This window comes from Pseudomonas sp. PA-7-1E (assembly GCF_021605325.1).
Classification (GTDB): Bacteria; Pseudomonadota; Gammaproteobacteria; order Pseudomonadales; family Pseudomonadaceae; genus Aquipseudomonas; species Aquipseudomonas fluorescens_BV.
Map to the genome: position 1 here is coordinate 38418 of NZ_WKFA01000015.1, position 20466 is coordinate 58883.

General features: G+C 60.1%; 22 protein-coding genes. 10 read left to right on the plus strand and 12 right to left on the minus strand.

Annotation, left to right across the window (positions count from 1 at the left end; translation table 11 throughout):
• Positions 1-65: 65 nt before the first annotated feature.
• Positions 66-530 (plus strand): multidrug/biocide efflux PACE transporter, encoded by a 465-nt coding sequence (locus tag GIW79_RS12525; RefSeq protein WP_236454929.1) that lies wholly within the window; start codon positions 66-68, stop codon positions 528-530.
• Between the two features lie 80 nt (positions 531-610).
• Here the strand turns inward: GIW79_RS12525 and GIW79_RS12530 are convergent, their stop codons facing one another.
• Entirely contained in the window at positions 611-1369 is a 759-nt protein-coding gene (locus GIW79_RS12530) for an SDR family NAD(P)-dependent oxidoreductase (protein WP_054896722.1), read from the minus strand.
• Between the two features lie 105 nt (positions 1370-1474).
• On the opposite strand from GIW79_RS12530, the gene GIW79_RS12535 reads away from it, so the two are divergent.
• On the plus strand, positions 1475-2371 hold the full coding sequence (locus GIW79_RS12535) for a LysR family transcriptional regulator (RefSeq protein ID WP_198790621.1): 897 nt from the start codon (positions 1475-1477) through the stop codon (positions 2369-2371).
• Here the strand turns inward: GIW79_RS12535 and GIW79_RS12540 are convergent.
• Complete coding sequence (locus tag GIW79_RS12540) at positions 2368-3285, minus strand: LysR family transcriptional regulator (protein ID WP_236454931.1); 918 nt, start codon at positions 3283-3285, stop codon at positions 2368-2370. The genes GIW79_RS12535 and GIW79_RS12540 overlap by 4 nt on opposite strands.
• Before the next feature lie 249 nt (positions 3286-3534).
• Here GIW79_RS12540 and GIW79_RS12545 point away from each other — a divergent pair, with 249 nt between their 5' ends.
• From GIW79_RS12545 to GIW79_RS12555, 3 genes are read left to right on the plus strand one after another with little or no spacing between them, the layout of a single operon-like run.
• Entirely contained in the window at positions 3535-4293 is a 759-nt protein-coding gene (locus tag GIW79_RS12545) for a 5-oxoprolinase subunit PxpA (protein WP_054896725.1), read from the plus strand.
• 56 nt (positions 4294-4349) lie between these two features.
• The gene (locus GIW79_RS12550) at positions 4350-5228 is read left to right on the plus strand and encodes a 5-oxoprolinase subunit B family protein (protein WP_236454933.1); all 879 of its coding nucleotides are present in this window, start codon (positions 4350-4352) and stop codon (positions 5226-5228) included.
• Positions 5225-6199 (plus strand): biotin-dependent carboxyltransferase family protein, encoded by a 975-nt coding sequence (locus GIW79_RS12555; RefSeq protein ID WP_034128491.1) that lies wholly within the window; start codon positions 5225-5227, stop codon positions 6197-6199. The genes GIW79_RS12550 and GIW79_RS12555 overlap by 4 nt, the downstream gene beginning before the upstream one ends.
• Before the next feature lie 117 nt (positions 6200-6316).
• On the opposite strand, the gene GIW79_RS12560 is transcribed toward GIW79_RS12555, so the two are convergent.
• From GIW79_RS12560 to GIW79_RS12570, 3 genes are all read right to left on the minus strand, one after another.
• Positions 6317-7336, minus strand: a complete 1020-nt coding sequence (locus GIW79_RS12560) for a transporter (RefSeq protein ID WP_034128490.1) — start codon at positions 7334-7336, stop codon at positions 6317-6319.
• 145 nt (positions 7337-7481) lie between these two features.
• A complete protein-coding gene (locus tag GIW79_RS12565) occupies positions 7482-7787 on the minus strand; it encodes a PepSY domain-containing protein (protein WP_034128489.1) in 306 nt (101 codons plus the stop codon).
• Positions 7788-7881: 94 nt separating this feature from the next.
• On the minus strand, positions 7882-9009 hold the full coding sequence (locus GIW79_RS12570) for a glycerophosphodiester phosphodiesterase (protein ID WP_034128488.1): 1128 nt from the start codon (positions 9007-9009) through the stop codon (positions 7882-7884).
• A 232-nt stretch (positions 9010-9241) separates the two neighbouring features.
• On the opposite strand from GIW79_RS12570, the gene GIW79_RS12575 reads away from it, so the two are divergent.
• Positions 9242-9565: a DUF2025 family protein gene (locus GIW79_RS12575; RefSeq protein WP_032895610.1), complete on the plus strand. Its 324-nt coding sequence runs from the start codon at positions 9242-9244 to the stop codon at positions 9563-9565.
• A gap of 130 nt (positions 9566-9695) precedes the next feature.
• On the opposite strand, the gene GIW79_RS12580 is transcribed toward GIW79_RS12575, so the two are convergent.
• Together GIW79_RS12580 and GIW79_RS12585 are read right to left on the minus strand one after the other, a co-directional pair.
• Entirely contained in the window at positions 9696-10016 is a 321-nt protein-coding gene (locus GIW79_RS12580) for an antibiotic biosynthesis monooxygenase family protein (protein ID WP_034128487.1), read from the minus strand.
• Positions 10013-10720, minus strand: coding sequence for a CTP synthase C-terminal region-related (seleno)protein (locus GIW79_RS12585; protein ID WP_034128486.1), 708 nt, complete (start codon positions 10718-10720; stop codon positions 10013-10015). The genes GIW79_RS12580 and GIW79_RS12585 overlap by 4 nt, the downstream gene beginning before the upstream one ends.
• 79 nt (positions 10721-10799) lie before the next feature.
• On the opposite strand from GIW79_RS12585, the gene GIW79_RS12590 reads away from it, so the two are divergent.
• The gene (locus GIW79_RS12590; RefSeq protein WP_057975145.1) at positions 10800-11684 is read left to right on the plus strand and encodes a LysR family transcriptional regulator; all 885 of its coding nucleotides are present in this window, start codon (positions 10800-10802) and stop codon (positions 11682-11684) included.
• A gap of 25 nt (positions 11685-11709) precedes the next feature.
• Here the strand turns inward: GIW79_RS12590 and GIW79_RS12595 are convergent, their stop codons facing one another.
• The gene (locus tag GIW79_RS12595) at positions 11710-13029 is read right to left on the minus strand and encodes a methyl-accepting chemotaxis protein (protein ID WP_054918288.1); all 1320 of its coding nucleotides are present in this window, start codon (positions 13027-13029) and stop codon (positions 11710-11712) included.
• Between the two features lie 326 nt (positions 13030-13355).
• Positions 13356-13982 (minus strand): TetR/AcrR family transcriptional regulator, encoded by a 627-nt coding sequence (locus GIW79_RS12600; RefSeq protein WP_034128571.1) that lies wholly within the window; start codon positions 13980-13982, stop codon positions 13356-13358.
• 122 nt (positions 13983-14104) lie between these two features.
• On the opposite strand from GIW79_RS12600, the gene GIW79_RS12605 reads away from it, so the two are divergent.
• The 3 genes from GIW79_RS12605 to GIW79_RS12615 all read left to right on the plus strand — a co-directional run bounded on the left by GIW79_RS12605 (position 14105) and on the right by GIW79_RS12615 (position 17646).
• A complete protein-coding gene (locus GIW79_RS12605; RefSeq protein WP_057975146.1) occupies positions 14105-15163 on the plus strand; it encodes an MBL fold metallo-hydrolase in 1059 nt (352 codons plus the stop codon).
• A 266-nt stretch (positions 15164-15429) separates the two neighbouring features.
• The gene (locus GIW79_RS12610; protein ID WP_233098120.1) at positions 15430-15966 is read left to right on the plus strand and encodes a hypothetical protein; all 537 of its coding nucleotides are present in this window, start codon (positions 15430-15432) and stop codon (positions 15964-15966) included.
• A gap of 144 nt (positions 15967-16110) precedes the next feature.
• Positions 16111-17646: an amidase family protein gene (locus tag GIW79_RS12615; RefSeq protein ID WP_229999917.1), complete on the plus strand. Its 1536-nt coding sequence runs from the start codon at positions 16111-16113 to the stop codon at positions 17644-17646.
• Between the two features lie 110 nt (positions 17647-17756).
• Here the strand turns inward: GIW79_RS12615 and GIW79_RS12620 are convergent, their stop codons facing one another.
• From GIW79_RS12620 to GIW79_RS12630, 3 genes are all read right to left on the minus strand, one after another.
• A complete protein-coding gene (locus GIW79_RS12620; protein WP_054896732.1) occupies positions 17757-18137 on the minus strand; it encodes a helix-turn-helix domain-containing protein in 381 nt (126 codons plus the stop codon).
• Between the two features lie 90 nt (positions 18138-18227).
• Positions 18228-19178: a hypothetical protein gene (locus GIW79_RS12625; RefSeq protein WP_054896733.1), complete on the minus strand. Its 951-nt coding sequence runs from the start codon at positions 19176-19178 to the stop codon at positions 18228-18230.
• Positions 19179-19232: 54 nt separating this feature from the next.
• On the minus strand, positions 19233-20402 hold the full coding sequence (locus GIW79_RS12630; RefSeq protein ID WP_054896734.1) for an MFS transporter: 1170 nt from the start codon (positions 20400-20402) through the stop codon (positions 19233-19235).
• Between the last annotated feature and the right edge of the window lie 64 nt (positions 20403-20466).

Below are 20466 nucleotides of genomic sequence, written 5' to 3' on the forward strand. Positions count from 1 at the left end.
ATTGGTTATGAAGTATCGATACAAAGCCTGATCATGGCAACCATCGTCACTCACGGAGCCGGGTCATGACCCCTACCAAATCCTTTACTGAACGCGTGTTTCAAGCCCTTGGTTTCGAAGGGCTGGCCTTATTGATTTGCACGCCGCTGTTGGTGTGGATCACCGGCCGGCCGGCGCTGGAAATGGGCGCAGTGACCCTGGGCATCAGCCTGTTGGCACTGAGCTGGAACGTGGTGTTCAACAGCCTGTTCGACCGCCTTAAAAATCGCCTGCAACTGGCCAACGGTGGTTGGACCCGTTTGCTGCACGCGCTGTTGTTTGAAGGCGGCCTGATTCTCTTGGCAGTGCCGTTGATTGCCGCCTTGATGAAGATCAGCCTGCTGGAGGCCTTCATCCTCGACATTGGCGTGCTGTTGTTCTTCCTGCCGTACACCTACGTGTACCACTGGGTTTATGACGTCATTCGGGAAAAAATCAGCGAAAAAAACGCCGCCCACTGTAGGAGCGAGCTTGCTCGCGAAGATCGCTAACGATAACGCGAGGCCTCTGGAAACACGCGGCGCTCTTGAGTTTTTCGCGAGCAAGCTCGCTCCTACAGAGGGGAAGCCGTTTAGAGGAACATCCCCCCCGATGCCTCGATCCGCTGGCCGGTGATCCAATGACTGCCATCGGCCAGCAAGGTCGAAATCGCCCCGCCAATATCGTCCGGCAAGCCAGCGCGGCCCAGGGCGGTGTTATTGGCAACCATCGCATTCACATCGGTGTTATCGCGTACCGCGCCGCCGCCGAAGTCAGTGGCAATCGCGCCCGGTGCCAGGGTGTTCACGGTAATACCCCGTGGGCCCAGCTCTTTAGCCTGGTAGCGCGACAAGACTTCCACCGCGCCTTTCATGGACGCGTAAGCGGCATAACCCGGCAGGCTGAAGCGCGCCAGGCCGCTGGAGACATTGATAATGCGCCCGCCATCGCTGATCAGCGGCAGCAGTTTTTGCGTGAGGAAAAACGGTGCCTTCACATGGATCGCCACCAACTGGTCGAACTGGGCTTCGGTGGTTTCGGCAAAGCTTGCGTAGGTGCCAACCCCGGCGTTGTTGATCAGGAAGTTGAAATGTTCCTGGGCGAACACATCCTTGAGCAGGGTGCCGATCTGCCCAACGAATGCATCGAAGGTTGCGCTCTGGCTGACGTCCAATTGCAGCATGGCGGCGCGACCGCCCAAGGCCTCTACCTGGGCAACCACGGCTTGGGCTTCGGCCGCTGCGCTGTGGTAAGTGCCGATGATGTCGATGCCTTGCGCAGCCAGGTGCAGGGCGGCGCTTTTGCCCAGGCCACGACTGGCGCCGGTGATGAGTGCGATTTTACGGGTCATGGTGCAGTCCTCAGTGGGGGTCAGTGGGAGTGAGTGTATTTGTCCGCCTATAACGTGATAAACAGTGCTATAGCGGAATCACTGGCCGGATAAGGCGAACAATCCATGAACAAGCTAGAGCTGCTGCGCACCTTCGTACGGGTGACCGAATTGTCGAGTTTCACCCAGGCCGGTGAAAGCCTCGGCCTGCCGCGCTCCACCGTGTCCGAGCATGTGCAGGCCCTGGAAGAGCTGCTCGGTGCGCGACTGTTGCAACGCACCACGCGCAAGGTGCAGGCGACCCAGGATGGCCGTGTGTTGTATGAACGCAGCAAGGACCTGCTGGCGCATATGGAAGAGCTCGAGGGCCTGTTTCGCCAGGATGAGACCCAACTGGCCGGGCGCATTCGAGTAGACATGCCTAACGTCATGGCACGCAGCGTGATCTTGCCGAACCTGCCCACCTTCATGGCGCGCCATCCTCTGATCGACATGGAGATCAGCGGTTCGGACCGCCAGGTGGACCTGATCGCCGAAGGTTTTGATTGCGTGGTGCGCGTCGGCGCCCAGCCCGATCAAACCGTGGTAGCGCGGCGGGTGTGCAGCATGCCGATGGTCAACTGCGCGAGCGCGGCGTACCTGCAACGGTATGGCGTGCCCGAAACCCTGGCAGACCTGGCGCATCACCAGTTGGTGCATTATGTGCGGCCGCTGGGCGCACGCTCGGCCGGGTTCGAATACATGGTGGGCAACAAGGTGCAGCGGCTGGCGATGGCAGGCCGGGTGACGGTCAACAGCACCGACGCCTATCAATCGGCGTGCCTGGGCGGGTTTGGCATCACCCAGGTGCCGCAGCTCGGGATACGCGACTTATTGGCCAGCGGCGAGTTGGTGGCGGTGCTGCCCGACTACCAAGCGCCGCCCTTAGATGTGTCGTTGCTGTACGCCGGCCAGCGGCATCTGCCGTTGCGAGTGCGGGTGTTCATGGACTGGTTGACCGCCACCCTGCAAGCTCATCTTTAACGGCGTGCCGACAACTGCTGGGGCGCCAGAAACGCGTCGTGGAAGTAATCCCGGAACGCTTGCATCGCTGGGGTAAACGCGCGCTCGCGGTGCCAGGCCAGGCCGACGCTCATGGGTGTGACCGGGTCGGTCACGGTCAGGGTTTCGATGCGTTTGCCTTCCAGGGACCAGGGCCGGTGCACCAGGTCTGACAGGATCGCCACGCCGCTGCCGTTGGCAACCATGCTGCGCACCGCCTCCACTGAGCTGGTGCGCAGCCGCACCTTGGGCGTTTGCCCGGCCTGTTCCCAGTAGCGCATGGCGCTGTGTTCGGCTTCGTCGACGGTGAGCAAAATGTAGGGTTCCTGGGCCACGTCGGCCAGGCTCACGGCTCCGCGTTCGCACAACGGGTGATGGCTGGGCAGCCACAAGCGGCGCTCGGAGTTGAACAGAATTTCCGAGACGATATCCGCGTGGGTAAGGTTGGCGGTCAGCACCACGGCCATGTCGGACTGGCCGTCGAGCAGGCCCTGTTCGATGGCCTGGCGCTCCTGTTCGAACACCTCGATGGTTACGTCCGGATGCCAATGCTCCATGCGCTGTAAATGGTGCGGCAGGAAATAACCCAGCACGGTGTAACTGGCCGCCACCCGCAGCACGCCGCTGGCGCGGTAGTCCGGCAACGGGCTGTTGAGGGCGTCCTCCACGCTGCGCACAATCACATAGGCACGGTTGAGAAAATGCCGCCCGGCGTCGGTGAGGTTCATGCCTTGGGCCGAGCGCACGAACAACTGCACGCCGAGCATGGCTTCCAGCTCCTTGATCGCCGTGGTCACCGCCGATTGGGAAATATTCAAGTGAATCGCCGCCTGGGATATCTGGCCGATCTCGGCGGTGGCGACGAAGTAGCGAACCTGGCGCAAGGTTAAAGACATATCGCACTCTGCTTATTGATCGTTCCCATGCTCTGCGTGGGAATACCTCTTGTGGCGCTCCGCGTCACGGTCTCAAGTGCGGACGCAAAGCGTCCATGGCTGCATTCCCACGCAGAGCGTGGGAATGATCTGGGGTCGAGGATAAAAAGCTATCTGATTTTCAGAAGATGGGCCATCTGATAATAGATCTTCCCAAGGGGTCAAGCCCCGGCCTACTTTGCGGGCATCACCTTTGGCGGAGCGACCCTGATGCAGGCAGTGGATTTCAATTCAGACATGGGCGAAAGCTTTGGCCCCTGGACCATCGGCGACGGCGTCGACGCAGAGCTGATGGGCTATATCAGCTCGGCCAATATCGCCACCGGCTTTCACGCTGGCGATCCGGGCACCATGCGCCGCACCGTCGAGCGCGCCAAGCAACTGGGTGTGGCCATCGGCGCGCACCCAGGCTTTCGTGACCTGGTGGGTTTCGGTCGCCGGCATATCAACGCACCGGCCCAGGAACTGGTGGACGACATGCTCTACCAGCTCGGTGCCCTGCGTGAAATGGCTCGTGCCCAAGGCGTGACCCTGCAACATATCAAGCCTCACGGCGCGCTTTACATGCACCTGGCCCGTGATGAAGAGGCCGCCCGGCTGTTGGTGCAGAACCTGCAAATCATTGAGCCCACGCTGATGCTGTACTGCATGCCCAACTCAGTGATCTGGCGCATCGCCAAGGAACTGGGGCAGCCGGTGGTGCGCGAGTTCTATGCCGACCGTGAATACGACCTGAGCGGCTCCATCGTGTTTACCCGCAATGTGCGGGCGCTGGCCCCAGCCACAGTGGCCGCCCGGGTCTTGCGTGCGTGTCAGGCCGGCCTGGTACGTACCGTCGAAGGCGAAGACCTTGCGATCGAATTCGATTCCATCTGCCTGCACAGCGACACCCCTGGCGCCCTGGATCTGGTGGAGGCTACCCGTGAAGCCTTGGACCAGGCGGGTATCGACGTCAGAACACCCCGATAAGATCCAACCCTTACTTTTTTGCCTGCCTTTCTACAAAGATTCCAAGAGGAACAGACATGGCTGAAACGTCCCCCATCCGCTATAGCTTCGGCGGTGATGAACATCTGTTTGCCGAGGTCAGCGACAGCATGTCCCTGGAGGCTTTTTTCAAGGGCATGGCGGTGACCCGCGCCGTGGAGCGCCTGGCACTGGAAGGCGTACTGGATGTGTGCCTGGCCAATGCATCCTTCCAGATTCGCTTCGACCCTGACCGCATCGCCCCTCACGCGCTGCTCGACGCCGTGCAAAGCGCCGAAGCCCAGGCCGTGGCCGAACGCACCTTGCGCACGCGCATCATCGAAATCCCGGTGCTCTATAACGACCCCTGGACCCACGAAACCCTGATGCGTTTTCGTGACCGCCACCAAGACCCCAGCGGCACAGACCTGGAATACGCGGCACGCATCAATGGCCTGGCCGACGTGGAAGCGTTCATCGCCGCCCACAGTGGCGCGCCGTGGTTTGTGTCGATGGTCGGCTTTGTCGCGGGCTTGCCGTTCATGTTCCAGATGGTCGAACGCGAGCGGCAATTGCAGGTGCCCAAATACCTGCGGCCACGCACCGACACACCGAAACTGACGCTGGGCCATGGCGGTTGCTTTGGCTGTATCTACTCAGTGCGAGGGGCGGGCGGTTATCAGATGTTCGGCGTTACCCCGGCACCGATCTACGACCCGGCGCAGCAGTTGGCGTACCTCAAGGAGCACATGGTGTTCTTCCGCCCTGGCGATATCGTGCAGTTCAAGCCGATGGACCGCGAGGCATATGACCTGGCGGTCGCCGAGGTGGACGCCGGGCGTTTCGACTTGCGCATTCGCCCGGTGGAATTTTCTCTGGATGCCTTTCTCGCCGACCCCATTGGCTATCCGAAAACCCTGCAGGAGGCGCTGGCATGATCAAGGTCCTCAAACCCGGCCTCGCCACCTCCGTGCAGGACCTGGGCCGCGAAGGTTATTACCATTTGGGCATCCCACCATCGGGGGCGCTGGACCAATACGCGTTGAGTGCGGCCAACCACCTGGTGGGCAATCCCGTGGGCGCGGCGGGCCTGGAATGCACGCTGATCGGGCCGGCGCTGGAGTTCCAGCAGGACGCGCTGGTGGCCTTGAGCGGCGCCTTGATGTCGCCGCGCCTGGACGGTGATGTGGTGCATCAGGACACCGCCTTTGCCGTACGCGCCGGGCAGGTGCTGCGGTTCGAGTTTCCCAACGCCGGCGCACGCACCTACCTCGCCGTCGCTGGCGGTATCGACGTGCCGTTGGTGCTCGGCAGCCGCTCCACCTACACCCTCGGCGCCCTCGGCGGGTTTAATGGCCGACGCTTGCAGGAGGGCGATCAATTGCCGATCGGTAGCGCCAGCGGTACCGGGCGTGCGGGCAACAGCTTGCCGATGGCGTTGCGGCGTTCGGTCGGCGGCGATGTGACGTTGCGGGTGGTGCCGGGGCTGTATTACGAACGCTTGAGCTTGGAGGCCAAAAGCAGCTTTTTTGCCGAGCCGTGGACGGTCGGCTCCGAGGCCGATCGCATTGGCTATCGCTTCAAGGGCGGCAGCGCGTTGAGCTTCCAGCCGCGGGAACAGCCGTTTGGCGCCGGCTCCGATCCTTCCAACATCGTGGACAGTTGCTACCCGATTGGCTCGATTCAAGTACCGGCGGGGCTGGAGCCGATTGTGCTGCACCGCGATGCGGTGTCGGGCGGTGGCTACGCGATGATTGGCACGGTGATCAGCGCCGACCTGGACTTGATCGGGCAAATGCAGCCCAACCAGCGAGCGGGGTTTGTGGCGGTGAGTCTGGAGGAGGCTTTGGAGGCGCGGCGGTTGTACAAGAAGCGGCTCAGAGCGATGACGGGACTCTTCAATCACTGAACATACGCTTAACCCCTGTGGAAGCTGGCTTGCCTGCGATAGCGGTGGGTCTGCTTGCATTGTCTTGGCTGATACACCGCAATCGCAGGCAAGCCAGTTCCCACCTTTGGGCTTATTTCAATTTGAGAATTTGCGGAATGCCCACCGCCCAGCGATCAGGGTGAAGGTTGCGACCAAGGCCACCAGTATCCAGAAGCCTTCCGGGTCTTGGGACAGGGGCACCCCACCCACATTCATGCCAAAAAAACCGGCAATGATGTTGATCGGCAGCGCCAGCACCGTCACCACCGTGAGGGTAAACAATGTGCGGTTGCTCTGTTCATTGAGGTTGGCGGCAATCTCTTCCTGCAACAGTTTGATGCGTTCGCCCAGGGCGGTCAGGTCGTTGATGATCAGCGCAAACTCCTCGGTGGATTTGCGCAATTCCTTCACGTCTTCCTTTTGCAGCCATTGCGGCGGGCGATTGAGCAGGCGTAGCAGCGAGCCCGGCTCCAAAGCCAGCAGGCGTTGCAGGCGCACCAGCACGCGGCGGGCGGCGCCCAGTTCGGCACGGTTGGTGGACAGGCGCGAAGACAACAGCTGATCCTCGATTTGGTCAACGCTGATGCTGGTCTTGCGCACGATCTGCGTCAGCACTTCGCCCTGGTCGCGCAGCAGGTGCACCAACAGCTCCAAGGGGGAGCGAAAGTGTTCGCCGGCCTTCACCGACGAGCGCAATTTATCCACCGAGTGCAACGGCTGCAGGCGTGCGCTCACCAGCAAGCGGCTGCGCGCGCACACCCACAGCGTGGAAATATCCGACGACACCATGCTGCTGAAGTTGAACACCACATCGTTGACCACGGCCAATAAGGCCGAGTCCACATGCTCGATGCGCGTGGAGCGTGAGCCTTCATGCAAGGCTTCAAAAAACTCTTCTGGCAATGACAGATGCGCCTGCATCCAGCGCTCGCAGGCGGCGTGCGCCAGGTTCAGGTGCAGCCACAGGAATTCGTCCGGGTCTGGCGGTTGCTGTAAGGTGGCGAGGGCGGTGGCGGAATCAATTTGTTGGCCTTTCTCGCCGGGGCGAAAACGAAAACCGTAAAGCAGGCCAAACAGATCGGAATCTTGATGGCCGTGGTCGATGCTGTGGTTCATGGCGACTCGCAGAGAAAGGGCCTGTAGGACGTTTCACAGGTTCCTGAGCGAATCATTGCAAGGTGGTATGACGGTTATGTGACGGTTTGAGGCGCGCATAAAAAAACGCGCCACCCGAAGGTGGCGCGTTTTTTCAAGGTTCAACTCAGGTGTCTTGCTTGTTTTCCAGCACGGCACCGGTTTTGGCGTCGAGCTTCACATCCCATTTCTTGCCGGTGGTGTCGGTCAGGTCCACTTCGTAGACCAGCTTGCCAGCTTCGTGATCCAACTCGGTATCGTTGATGGTAGCGCCGGCATGTTGGGCGACGGCGGCGGCGTTGAGCTTTTCGAACGCCATCACTTCACCGGTCTTGAGCAGGCTGGGAATCTGGTCTGGACGAACATCAGCCTGGGCCAGGCCGGCGGTCAAGGTCAGGGCAGTAGCGGCGAACAGGGCGGTCAAGGTTTTCATGGTGTATGTCCTTCTTAGGTTGAGCTGTTTAAGTGGCGCCAGATTAACCAGCGCAACTTAACTCATCCTTAATGGCTCACTGACACCAACGCTTTTAGTACTTATGGTCGTTGAGCAGGTCCTGCACGCTGGACGACGGCCAGCGCTTGTAGAACTTCAACAGCTCGGCGGCGCGGTTGGTAAAGATACCATCGACGCCGGCCTTCATGACCTTCTCGAAGTCCACCGGCTCATCCACGGTATACACATGCACCAGCAGGCCCTTGTCGTGGGTCAGCTTGTTCATTTCCGGCTTCACCAGGTCGGTGTAGCTCTGGTCGCCGTGGTCGGTCAGCTCAGCCGACGGGCCGGTGCCGATGGCGCCGAGGCTTTTGGCCTCATCGACCCACTTTTCGAATTCGGCGGCGTCTTTGGGCTCTTGCTTGGCGTAGTAGGCGGCCTTGGTGGCTTCGCCAGACTCGGCGAAGGTCACTTTGGATTTGGGCTCGATGCTGCCTTCACCTACCCACAACAGCAGGATTTTCGGGGTGTTGGGCATTTCCTTCTGCAGCTCTTTAAGGCTGGCGGTTTCGAAGGTTTGCAGCACCACGCGGCCCTTGCCTTGGCCGACACCGGTGTTGCTCTTGCCCAGCTTGGAGCCGGCGGAGCTCAGCCAGCCTTTGTCGAGCAGCTTGTTTTTCAGGTCGGCTTCGATACCGGGGAACTGCTTGGGCTCCTTGGTCTCGATGTACAGGCCGGGTTTGTGCGAGGGGTTGCCTTCGGCGATCTTGATGATGTCGTCCAGGCTCAGGATTTTCAGGCCAACGAAACCGGGGCGCGCGCGGTCCGGGTAGGCGGCGTTGAACCAGCTGCCGGCGTCGAGGGTTTGCAGTTCTTTCCAGGTGAACTCGTTGGCAGGCGCGTCTTTGCGCTCGGGGAACTTGGTGGCAACGTCGGTGGTGCGCTGCAGGTTGTTGTCGTGCAGGGCGAACAGTACGCCGTCCTTACTGCGTTGCAAGTCCAGTTCCAGGTAGTCGGCACCCAGGTCGCGTGCAACCTTGTAGGCAGCGGCGGTGGATTCAGGTGCGTCGTAGGACGCGCCACGGTGAGCGATCACGGCAGGATAGGGGATGCCTTCGTTTGTCGCCAATTCGGCCGGGCTGACCGGTTCGGCAGCCTGTGCCTGGCCAAGGCCGAGCATCAACGCCAGCAGCAAGGCGCTTTTGGAAAACGTGACAGGCATATGCGAAGTCCTTTCGTGGAGGTAACTTTGAGAAGGTGTCCTTTTTAACAATTGATTGCGAACGGCGCTATCACCAAACCGACATTAACGTGCGCACCGGCCAATTTTGTCGACTTTTTTGCAGGGCGTTGCAGTATTCTTACGGGTAGCTGCCCCGTCAGAGGGCGGTAATTTCTGCCACGCGTGTAAACCATCTTTCCAGTCCCTGTGGGACTTTTCAGTGAGGTTTACCATGCGCATCACTTCCGAGCTTATCTGCCAAGCTGCCGACCAACTCCAGGGATTTGTCGGCCTCAACCGCAAGACCGGCCAGTACATCGTACGTTTCAGCGAAGACTCATTCGGCATGGACGTGGCCGATGACGGCATCATCCCCACGGCCGAGTTCGTCTGGCTGCCGGCCGCCGACCACACCATGACCCTGTGCCGAGCCCGCCTGCAGTTGTTGCTCGACCAGAATATCGACGACCGCATCAACATTACCGAGCCGCTACGCGTGTATATGCGTCGGGTAGAGATCCCGCAGATCAGCGCGTTGCGTAGTTTGGTGAGCTGAGCGTCCGCGATTGCTAACGATGACGAGCAAATGTGGGAGCTGGCTTGCCTGCGATAGTATCACTGCGGTTTCACTGCATCACCGAGGTGTCTGCATCGCAGGCAAGCCAGCTCCCACCGGGTTCGGTGATTCAAGTGGAGAAGGTGTAGGCCCGCTCTACCTTGCATACCCGTGTGTGAAACGCCGCATACCAGGTGGCCCGCCCTTGCTCGCGCACCTGCCGATGCTCGGCCTGCTGTTTCCAGGCCAGTATCGCCGCCTCACTGGCCCAGTAGGACACGGTAATCCCCAGTCCATCCTCCCGCGCCGATTCCACCCCAAGGAACCCCGGTTGTTGCCTGGCCAGTTCCAGCATGCGTGTGGCGGCCTCGCCATAACCCAGGTCGGCGCCGGTGCGCAGCGAGCTGAAAATCACCGCGTAATAAGGTGGGGCGGGTGTCTTGGCGATCATACCGATACCTCCTGGCAGGCCTTGAGCAGCGCAATCGTCAGCGGCGGCGTGATGCCCTTGAATGCGGCGCGTTCGGGCTGGAACAGGGTGGCGACGAAGAACGGGTGGTCGAGCAGTTCCACCGCGCGCAGATCGCCCGCCGAATCGTGGCCGGTGGGAATCAGGTTGGCGTCCAGCAGGGCGTCGGCAAAGGCGGGGTTGATGCCGTAGCGGCAACGGTAACCCTCGTGGATGTCCAGGCGGCCGTAGGCCTGGGCAATGCGCGTGTACGGGGCCAGGCGTACGGTGTCGCTCACCTCCACCAGGGAGCAGTTCAGCGGCGTGATGACAGCGCGTTCAGCATCCGGCATTAATTCGCCGTGCTGGGCATCGGCCCAGCCGAGCACATGGCGGGCATATTCCAGCACGGCATGTTGAAAACCGCCGCAGGTACCGAGGAAAGGGCGACCTTGTTCGCGGGCAAAACGTATCGCCCGTAAGGCGCCGTCGACATCGCGATAGGGGCTGCCGGGCACGCACCAGAAACCGTCGAAGTCGCTCAGGGCAGAAGTGGAGGTGAGGGTGTCGGTGGCCAGCCATTGCACTTGGACGTTCAGGCCCAGAACGTCGGCGGCCTGTTGCAGGGCCATGGGAATGGCCTGGTGGGCGGTCACATCGGGGTTGTAATCACCGATCAGGGCAAGGTGCAGCGCGGGGGTTGGCATCATGTACGTCCATGACTTGTGGTGGGGTGATGCCCACTATAGATTGGCGCTCATGCAATCAATATTGGCGTTTGCCCATATGTTCAATGCAGTCACGCACTATCAAATCGACTACGCCGACCTGTCGTTGATCCTGGCCCTGGTGCGCGGCGGTACCCTGGCGCGGGCGGCGGCGCTGCTGCGGGTCGATGTGTCCACGGTATTCCGTGCGGTGCGGCGGCTGGAGGCGGCGCTGGGCCAGACCCTGTTTGAAAAAAGCCGTGCCGGTTATTTGCCCACCAGCCTGGCGAGCAACCTGGCCCAACAGGCCGAGCGTGCCGAGCAGGCGCTGGAGGCGGCGCGTATTGGCGTGGAGCAGGGCGGTGAAGTGATCAGCGGTACCGTGCGCCTGACCTGCACCGACTCGGTGTTGCAAGGTTTGCTGTTGCCGGCCCTCGCGCAGTTCATGCCGGCCTACCCGGCGTTGACCCTGGAACTGAGCACCTCCAATGACTTCGCCAACCTCAGCCGCCGCGATGCGGATATCGCCCTGCGCCTGACCAAGACGCCGCCAGCGCATCTTGTCGGACGTTGCCTGGGGGCGGTGACCTATCAGGTGTGTGCCAGTGCCGACTATGCGCGCCTGCACCCAGACCATGAGTGGGCCGACCTGGCCTGGATCGCGCCGGACGATTTTTTACCCGATCACCCCACCGTCATCTGGCGCCGTGAGCATTTGCCGGGCGTGCGTCTCCGTTATCGGTGCAACAGCATGCAGTCGGTGACCGAATTAGTGCGCGCGGGGTTGGGCGTGGCGGCGCTGCCGGATTTTCTGATGGGCGATGGCCTGCAACCGCTGGGCCCTGCGCTGGCAGGGCACGATACGGCGCTGTGGTTGTTGACGCGGCCTGATTGCCGGGCGTTACGCTCGGTGGTGACGCTATTTGATGAACTGGGGCGGCATGTGCGCTGGCTGCGAAGTTAACCTGCAGACAGCCAGCGCCAATGGCTCAGCGATTGCCCCGCTCATTGGCAAACGCACTTACCGCTTGTACTGCTTCGCCGGTGCCTTCGCGAATCTGCAGGATCACCGTGCCGGCCTGGTTGGCCAGTTCCACACCCTGGGCGGCGCGGTCGCGGGTGGCGTCCATGCTGTCGATGGCTTGGCGGGTTTCGTCCTGGATCATGGCGATCATGCCGGAGATTTCGGCGGTGGAGCCGCTGGTACGCGCCGCCAGTTGCCGCACTTCATCGGCCACCACGGCAAAGCCACGGCCCTGCTCGCCGGCGCGGGCGGCTTCAATGGCGGCGTTGAGGGCGAGCAGATTGGTCTGGTCGGCGATGCCGCGAATGGTATTGACGATGGCGGTGATCTGTTGCGAGCGTTCGCCGAGTTTGGCGATCAGTTGCGAAGATGTGTCGATATCCACGGCAATTTCGCGCATGCCGCTGGCGGTTTTCTGAATCACCTCGGCGCCTTTTTCCGCCATCTCCTGGGTGTTCAACGACAGGTGGTAAGCCTGGGCGGCGCTCTGTGCGTCAGCGGCATGCTGTAGCACGCGGGCGGTGACATCCGAGGCGAACTTCACCACTTTGCACAGGCGCCCGCTGGCGTCGTACACCGGGTTGTAGTTGGCTTCCAGCCACACGACCTGGCCGTGTTTGTCCACCCGCTCGAACTGGCCATTGAACAGCTCGCCCTGGTTCAAGCGCTTCCAGAACTCGCTGTAGGCCGCACTGTTGGCCAGCTCGGGTGTGCAAAACAGGCGGTGATGCTTGCCCTGGATCTGCGCCAGGCTGTAGCCCATGCGCTGCAGGAAATTGTCGTTTGCGGTGATGATGGTGCCGTCGAGGTTGAACTCGATCATCGCCATGGCGCGGTCGATGGCTTCGAGCTTGGCGTTGGCTTCGCTTTCGGCTTGCAGACGCGGGGTGACGTCCATGGCGTATTTCACCACTTTGATCACATTCCCCGCCTCATCCCGTACCGGGTTATAGCTGGCTTCCAGCCACACCGAGGCGCCGTTGGCGCCTACTCGTTCAAAGGTGCCCGACTGGAATTGGCCGTTTCGCAGGTGCGTCCACAGCTGGTTGTAGTCCGCGCTGCGGGCGAACGCCGGGGTACAGAACATCCGATGGGGCTGGCCCAGGATCTGTTCGGCGCGGTAGCCCATGGTCTTGATGAAGTTGTCATTGGCGCGCAGCACGGTGCCTTGCAGGTCGAATTCGATCACGGCCATGGAGCGTTCGATGGCGTCCAGCAGGCTGGTCTGTTGGGCTAGGCTGTGTTGCAGGGTACTGATGGTTTTCTTGTGAGCGTTGAATAGCATGGTGGAGGGCTCGGGCATGCAAGCGTATGCGGGGTCCATGTATTTGCGCCTGACCCCGTAGGGCCCCTGGCCTTACGGTTGACTTGCTCATTGCCAGCTTCCTGATGCTGACAGAGGGGGGTAGAACAACGGTGTCAGAGTGATCAACCGACCTGGAAGTTCGCCCGTCAGGCAGGACTATTTTGACCAGGCGACCAATGGCGGCATTATGCTATTGCGGCAAGCCGGCGAATGAAGTTTCAGACGAGGTGTCATCAGACAACTCAGGCCGGATGGGCGGCCACGCAACGGGCGGAATACGCCAAAACGCTCTGCAATAACGCGCCTTAGTATGAGGGCGGAGTGCTGACTTCGTAGCCGGCCAGGAACAGGTCGATGGCTGATTCGATAACACCTGCCTGGGCGGCGGGGTCGAGGGTGGGCTGGCCGAGGGTAATCTGCGGCCAGAATGCAAAGGCCTTGAGCAGGCTTTGGATCTGGTGGGCGGCGAACCCCGGGTCGGTGCAGGTGAGGCGGCCGTCTTCCTGGGCGGCGCGCACCCATTGGGTAAAGCCTTCTTCTCGTGCGCTGAGGCGGTTGACCATGTCTTGAGCGCGTTCCGGCGAATGAATGGTGGCAGCAATGGCTACGCGTGCCAGGTCGAGGAAGTTGGCGTCCGACATCATCTGCATTTTCGCTTCCAGCAACGTGCGCAGTTGGTCGCGCAGCGGACGGTCGCTCGTATAGATCACGTCCAACTGGGCAACGCTGCTGGCCCATAGTTGGTGGAGGATCTCGGCGAACAGTTCTTCCTTGCTGGGGAAATGGTTGTACACCGTGCGCTTGGAAACGCCAGCAGTTGCGGCGATTTTGTCCATGCTGGTGACCTCGAAGCCGTTCTCGCGAAATTCGGCAATCGCCGCAGCCACGATGGCTTCACGTTTACGCTCGGTGAGGCGTTTGGGGGCAGTCATGGAAGGCATTCGACTCAACAATGAAATTACACCGGGCAGTTTACTTGCTCCGGATTTTGTTGCAATCTAGAAACTACACTGTGCAGTGTAATACTTGAGCGGACCGCCGGAGTCACATCGTCATGGCCACTATTTCAACCCGTCTCGACCCGGCGCCCTCGGCGCCCAAGCCTGCCGAGCAGGGCCTGGGGCACTTCAGCAACGACACTCCGGTGCAGCACGGTGGCTTGGGCAAGACCCTGCGCATTTTCTGGAACATGCTATTCAACAAGCCGCGCACGACACGGCCGGTGGGGCAGATTCCGGTACAGCCACTGACCCGCGAGCAGTTATTGGCCGCCCCTGATCACAGCGTGTATCGCCTCGGCCATTCAACCGTGCTGCTGAAACTACGTGGTAAATTCTGGGTCACCGACCCGGTGTTTGCCGAACGCGCCTCGCCGTTCAGTTGGGCCGGCCCCAAGCGTTTTCATCAGCCGCCTATCAGTGTTGATGAGCTGCCAGCGCTGGAAGCGGTGATCCTTTCCCATAATCATTACGACCATCTCGACCGCAAAGCGGTAGTCCAATTGGCCGAAAAGACCCGCTACTTCCTGGCGCCCCTGGGCGTGGGTGACACGCTGGTCAAATGGGGCGTAGACGCCAGCAAAGTGCGCCAGCTGGAGTGGTGGCAGGGCATCGAAGTCGATGGCGTTCGTTTTGTCTGCACGCCGGCTCAGCACTTTTCAGGGCGCGGCCTGTTTGATGGCAACCAGACCCTGTGGTGCTCATGGGTAATGATCGACGCTACGCGACGTATATTTTTCAGTGGCGATACTGGCTATTTCGACGGTTTCAAACGCATCGGCGAGCAGTACGGGCCGTTTGACCTGACCCTGATGGAAACCGGCGCTTACAATGTCGATTGGCCCCATGTGCACATGCAGCCGGAGCAAACGCTGCAGGCGCATATCGATCTGAAAGGGCGCTGGCTTCTGCCGATTCACAACGGCACCTTCGATCTGGCCTTCCACGCCTGGCATGAGCCCTTCGACCGCATCATGGCCCTGGCCTGGGAGCGCAATATCTCGATCACCACTCCGGCGATGGGTCAGGCTTTTCGCTTGAACCAGCCTGAGCGCGGGCAAGCCTGGTGGCTGGAAGTGGAGCCTCAACCGGTCAACGAACACGCAGCAAGCTGAGCCGATGGCCCGCTTGGAAAAGAGTTTTTCAGCGAATTTCTGCTCTGCGACAAAGGCCAAATGAGAGTGCGATGATCCCGCGGAAATTTTATTTCCGGGAGGATGTTTCGATGGACAGCCACTGTAAGAAGCTTTGGAAAATAGGGGTGCCTTGTGCCCCAGCCCAACCGCTACCCCCGCCAATGAACGCCGCCGACGTACCCGCTTCACCCCCCCATGCTGCACCCACCTCTATTGTCTTTGGCACCGAACAGGCTGCGGGCGCCATGCTCATCCCAGGGTATAACGCCCTGGCGCCCCATCTACGGCCGGTGCGTGACCCCGCGCTATCACTTGTCGCCCTCAGCGGCGAGGACCCTACCGAACCGGTGATGGTAGAGGTACCGCTCGTGTTGAATAACACCACGTTCACCGCCACGCGGGCGTTGACGGGCTATCGGGTCGGGTATGTCGAGCGCTATGTGCAGGGCAATCACGTTGAACGGGTCGAACACAGTGAGGCCTTGCACCGAGTCTTCGACACCCTGCGCAGGGCCGGTGTCCAATGGGTAGCGGTGGACATGCAGCGCAGCGGCGACAATCAGCAGGCCTGTCGTGAAATCGATGAGCGGGTGGCAGGCCTTCGCCTGGATGCCTTGGTGTCGGAGGATCCAGAAGCCGCCTTTCATAACGCCTCGAAAAGCGGGTACCCCACGGTGTGTGAAACCCTGGAGGATGGCTCCAGAGTCTGGTTTTACGGTGCACGCTGGGCAGGTGATCGTTTGGCGGCACTGGTACGCGCTTACCGCCAGCTACGGCCATAGACGTTATTGAAGACTACGTCGGGCTGGGAAGAGTAGGACGCAGCAGCAGGATTCGCCCGAAATAGTGATGGGGTGTCGGCTCTTAGACTGGTGCGGTGTTATCGACCGATAACGCTCACATCCAGTTAGACAGAGGGGAATTTCATGATCGGACCAGTTTCGGTAAGTGGATGGGCGACAGGCCTGCTTCAGGAACTTGCAAACCCTGTGCAAGGTTTCAAGAGTGCCTGCCAGATGTCATTGGAGATGGGCCAAGGTGGCGGCGTTACCTCAGAGTCACTGTTGAGGGACTCGCTCAAGCAGATTGCCAATATTGATCGTGGGCTACAGGGCGGCAATGCGTTTTTGGAAACCAACCCGGATGCTATGAGGGAGGCGAAGGCCCGCGACCAGGAACGTGCCAATGGCCGCGTACTCAAGCACTTGCATGGCGTGCCGATAGCGCTGAAGGATGTCTTCGAAACCAACGACCGCATGCAGACCAGTGCAGGTTCGAAGGCCTTGGTGGGCGCGCCGGCCACTAAAACCGCCAAGGTTGTCGACAATTTGTTGAAGCACGGGGTGGTGATTGTGGGGAAAACCAATATGAGTGAGCTGTCCAACTTTCGGTCACTATTACCTGTGGATGGCTGGAGCTCCCGAGGTGGCCAGACGCTGAACCCTCATCGACTCGGAGGGCCGGTGGCTGGGTCGAGTTCAGGTTCGGCAGTGGCGGTCGCCCAAGGGCATGTGCCTGTGGCACTGGGGTTGGAAACCAACGGATCGATCATCAGCCCCGCCGCCTACAACGGTGTGTTTGGCCTGAAAACAACGACGGGCTTGGTCAGTACCGAAGGCGTCATGACCAGCACTCGCATGGACGCGGTGGGGACTTTTACCCGCAATATCTGTGATGCGGCCGAAGCGCTTAACGCAATGACCGAGACCACTGCCTACACCAAGGGCCTGCAGTCCGACGCCTTGAAGGACAAGCGAATTGGCTATACCCCTTTACCCGAGTTGTCCGCTGAGGAGGCCAAGGACCCGGCCAAGCGAGCAGACCGCAAGCATTATGAGGCGGCGCTCGACGTGATGAAGGCCCAAGGGGCGATTCTGGTGCCGATGGCGCGGTTGGATGCTGGCGTCCCCGAACAAACCTATGTCGATTATAACAACGCGCTTTTCTCGGAGGTCAAGCAAGCGCTGGAAGGCTACCTGGCTGGGCGAGAAGGTTTGCCGGTCAAATCACTCTCTGAGCTGATTGCTTTTATCAACCGCACCCAGAAACCTGGTGAGCCTGACCAGAAACTGCTGGAAATGATCAATGGGGTGCAGACCAACCAGGAAGATCGCGATGCGCTGTGGAAAGCCATTCTTCCTATATTTCAGAACACCATTGATGACCCCATGAAGGAGCACAAGCTCGACGCCATGGTGTCGAACTTCCAGTCCCACAATTATTTTTTCAGCGCTGCGGCCGGGTACCCAGGCATATCCGTTCCGTCAGGCATGGATGAAGATGGCATGCCCACGGCACTTTACGTGTATGGCTCCGCCAACAGTGAAGCGACCTTGCTGTCAGTCGCCTATGGTTATGAACAAGCCTCACAGGCCATTCAAAAACCGGCTTTTCTCCCAGGTGCTCCCTTCACACCGACACCTGCCAGTACAGAGGACGTGGTTGAGACTACTGACACTTGAGTTTGAATCAGCCTCTGCAGACGGCTGCCTCGCAGAGGTTGTGCCAGGGTTCAATCGACCGCCACGGGTGCATTTGAAACTATTGAAGCGCCCGGAGAAACACCTGGGCTCTACGCACCATTGGGTTGAGGCGTTTGTGAGTCAATGGTTGCGGTGGTTGAACCCATCAACCGCGAAATGAGGCCTTGCGCAGAAGGTTGCGCTGCGGCGGTATCAAACCGCCGCGCACTCATCCCCCACCCCGGCGCGAACCCCGGGAAAAATACCAGCCCTTCGGCCTCCAGGCGAAACGCCAGGATCAAACGAGTTTCATCGTCCACGTCGCCGTGGCCTTCCAGTTTCTCAATTGCTTGCACCGCCACGCCAGCCTGGCGAGCCAGCTCTTCGCGGCTCCAGCCCAGCATCACGCGCGCCTGCGCGCAGTGTTTGGTGGTGAATTGATGCAAGACGATCTGTTGTTCTACGAAAGAACTCATTGCCAGAGAGGACATGGGGTTTCTCCAGGTTCGACAGGGAAGGCGCAACTATACTGTGTTTTTGTACAGTTGTTTCTACCGCTCATCCATTGGCGTTGCAACCCCTTATGATTCCAGCCCCGGCGCCTCGCGAATAATCAGGTGATCCAGGTTTTCGATCCTGGCGCTGAATACCCCGAACGTCTGCTCGGGTTTTTTCTGGCTGGGCACCTGCACAAGCTGCGGCGTGACCCCGTAGAAAAAGCAATACAGCGGCCGTTCGCTGCTGGCCGCCGCCTTGATCTGTTCCAGGAATGCCGTGCGCTTGCGGTAGTTTTCGATAAGCTTTTTGCTCAGGTAGACATTTACCGAATAGGGCTTCTTGTCGAGCCACACCTTCTTTTCGAAGTCGATGCGAAAGCTGCTGGTGTAGTCCTTGATGGTCTTGATCTTGCCCCAGTAAATCAAACCCTGGTTGTCTTGCAGGTATTCGATCTTCTTGAAGAATGCCCAGTAGGTCGCCGTGTGCTCACCGATCTTCAAGGGCATGGCCTTGAGCTTGTCCTTGTCATCGATGTTGGACACGTAGCACTCCACCGGGTGTGCGAATACGCTGGTTTTGTCCGGGATCGAGTCATTGCTGCCAGAAGAGGTGGTAGCGCGGTTTGCGGGCACTTTCGTCGGCTCCTGCAGGACGCTCCCAGCGGTGCCGACTACCGGCGTTCTAAGCTCGTACAGTCGCCGCGTCAGCACAAATTCCGATGGGAAATTTTCCTCACGCTCGTCGTCATTTTCACCCGTCGCAGGTTTATGGCTGCCGGCATAGCGGCAGCCGTCGATATGCCGCGTGCCGGGTTTGTTCTTGAAGTGCGGCGTGCGCTGGTAGTTGACGTTCTTGGCGTTGAAGGTACTCAACGCATTGGCGCTATCGAACGCCGCACGGCAGGCGTCGTTGGGGCACAGGAAGCTGTCTTTGTCGGAATCGAAGGCGGTAGTTTCATCGAAATTCAGATCTCGCACGTCGTAGATTGACAGCTTGTCGTCGAGACTCAGGCTGTAGGCCGTGTCGAATTTCATGGGGCTCGGGTCCGTCAGAGGTTTGGCTATTAATAGCCGGATCTTGCGTAAATATCAGCAAGAACCTGCCACGCGTCGCCCGCTCAAGAAACACAGGGTGCCACCCATGGCCGTGAGTGCGGCCAGGGCAAAGAACATGCTGGTGGGCGCCGCATTGATCAGCAGATAGCCACAAATCACCGGGCTCATGGCCCCGCCAAACGCGGCCAGGTTCTGTGCGCCGTAATAACTGCCGCGTAGTGCATCCGGCGCGATGGTGTCGATAAACAGAAACTCCGAGGGGTAGATGATCATCTCGCCCAGGGTGAACACGAACATTGCCAGGCACCAGGTCAGCAGACTGTGCGCCTGGCTGAAGCCGACCAACCCGGCAATAAACAGCAGGGTGCCCAGCACGATCCAATGGCGCAGTTGCTCGCGCTTGAGAAATCGGCCGATTTGGTACTGCATCAAAATCACGGTGATGGCGTTGCAGGCGAGCACCGCAGACAGAATTTTCAGTGCCTGGTCGGGTGTGTAGGCCACCAGCAAAAACTGCGACAGATAAAGGGTGTAGCGCCCATGGACGATGGTGCTCAACAGGCTGCCGCTGGTGAAGAGGATCAGCGTGCGGTCGCTGCGCAAGATGCGCAGGGTGCTGAGGAAACTCTGAGGCTTATGACTGTCGTCGCGCTGGGTCGGCGCAATGCCGATCATCAGGAACAGGCTGCCAAAGGCAATGGCGCTGGCGATCAAAAACGGTGCCCACGGCAATTGGCCGGCAATCACTACGCCCAACATCGGGCCCGTGGCATAGCCGACATTGGTCAGGGTGTAGCGCAGGGAAAACACCTTGGCGCGCTCACCCACCGGCAGGTTTTCGCTGATGATCGCCTTGGATCCGATCAGGAACAGCGCCGACGCGGCTTCAGTCACAACAAGGGTCAGCGTGGTGAGGTAGAGGTTGCTGGCAAAGGTCAGCAACAAAAAACCGATGGAGCTGGAGAGCATGGCCAGGATCAACAGCTTGCGCTTTTCCAGACGGTCGATGATGTAGCCGCCGTACAAACCCAGGAGCGTGGCGATGAACACGGCGACCCCCATCAGCAGGCCGATGTCCTGCTGGTTGAGGCCCAGGCGTGTGCTCAGCCAGAGGGCCAGCAACGGGCTGGTCATGGCACGGCTGACCACGATGGTCACCGAGCAGATCATCAGGCGACGGATTACCAGGGAGTAGGTGGCCACGGTGGGGGAGGGTTCCTTGTTATACCTTCACGACAACACAACTTGAATGTGAACACCGATCCAA

What these genes read in the sequence shown, in the direction of transcription:
- GIW79_RS12525 (WP_236454929.1), top strand. Translation starts at nt 66, where the DNA reads ATGACCCCTACCAAATCCTTTACTGAACGCGTGTTTCAAGCCCTTGGT.
- GIW79_RS12530 (WP_054896722.1), bottom strand. Translation starts at nt 1,369, where the DNA reads ATGACCCGTAAAATCGCACTCATCACCGGCGCCAGTCGTGGCCTGGGC.
- GIW79_RS12535 (WP_198790621.1), top strand. Translation starts at nt 1,475, where the DNA reads ATGAACAAGCTAGAGCTGCTGCGCACCTTCGTACGGGTGACCGAATTG.
- GIW79_RS12540 (WP_236454931.1), bottom strand. Translation starts at nt 3,285, where the DNA reads ATGTCTTTAACCTTGCGCCAGGTTCGCTACTTCGTCGCCACCGCCGAG.
- GIW79_RS12545 (WP_054896725.1), top strand. Translation starts at nt 3,535, where the DNA reads ATGCAGGCAGTGGATTTCAATTCAGACATGGGCGAAAGCTTTGGCCCC.
- GIW79_RS12550 (WP_236454933.1), top strand. Translation starts at nt 4,350, where the DNA reads ATGGCTGAAACGTCCCCCATCCGCTATAGCTTCGGCGGTGATGAACAT.
- GIW79_RS12555 (WP_034128491.1), top strand. Translation starts at nt 5,225, where the DNA reads ATGATCAAGGTCCTCAAACCCGGCCTCGCCACCTCCGTGCAGGACCTG.
- GIW79_RS12560 (WP_034128490.1), bottom strand. Translation starts at nt 7,336, where the DNA reads ATGAACCACAGCATCGACCACGGCCATCAAGATTCCGATCTGTTTGGC.
- GIW79_RS12565 (WP_034128489.1), bottom strand. Translation starts at nt 7,787, where the DNA reads ATGAAAACCTTGACCGCCCTGTTCGCCGCTACTGCCCTGACCTTGACC.
- GIW79_RS12570 (WP_034128488.1), bottom strand. Translation starts at nt 9,009, where the DNA reads ATGCCTGTCACGTTTTCCAAAAGCGCCTTGCTGCTGGCGTTGATGCTC.
- GIW79_RS12575 (WP_032895610.1), top strand. Translation starts at nt 9,242, where the DNA reads ATGCGCATCACTTCCGAGCTTATCTGCCAAGCTGCCGACCAACTCCAG.
- GIW79_RS12580 (WP_034128487.1), bottom strand. Translation starts at nt 10,016, where the DNA reads ATGATCGCCAAGACACCCGCCCCACCTTATTACGCGGTGATTTTCAGC.
- GIW79_RS12585 (WP_034128486.1), bottom strand. Translation starts at nt 10,720, where the DNA reads ATGCCAACCCCCGCGCTGCACCTTGCCCTGATCGGTGATTACAACCCC.
- GIW79_RS12590 (WP_057975145.1), top strand. Translation starts at nt 10,800, where the DNA reads ATGTTCAATGCAGTCACGCACTATCAAATCGACTACGCCGACCTGTCG.
- GIW79_RS12595 (WP_054918288.1), bottom strand. Translation starts at nt 13,029, where the DNA reads ATGCTATTCAACGCTCACAAGAAAACCATCAGTACCCTGCAACACAGC.
- GIW79_RS12600 (WP_034128571.1), bottom strand. Translation starts at nt 13,982, where the DNA reads ATGACTGCCCCCAAACGCCTCACCGAGCGTAAACGTGAAGCCATCGTG.
- GIW79_RS12605 (WP_057975146.1), top strand. Translation starts at nt 14,105, where the DNA reads ATGGCCACTATTTCAACCCGTCTCGACCCGGCGCCCTCGGCGCCCAAG.
- GIW79_RS12610 (WP_233098120.1), top strand. Translation starts at nt 15,430, where the DNA reads ATGCTCATCCCAGGGTATAACGCCCTGGCGCCCCATCTACGGCCGGTG.
- GIW79_RS12615 (WP_229999917.1), top strand. Translation starts at nt 16,111, where the DNA reads ATGATCGGACCAGTTTCGGTAAGTGGATGGGCGACAGGCCTGCTTCAG.
- GIW79_RS12620 (WP_054896732.1), bottom strand. Translation starts at nt 18,137, where the DNA reads ATGTCCTCTCTGGCAATGAGTTCTTTCGTAGAACAACAGATCGTCTTG.
- GIW79_RS12625 (WP_054896733.1), bottom strand. Translation starts at nt 19,178, where the DNA reads ATGAAATTCGACACGGCCTACAGCCTGAGTCTCGACGACAAGCTGTCA.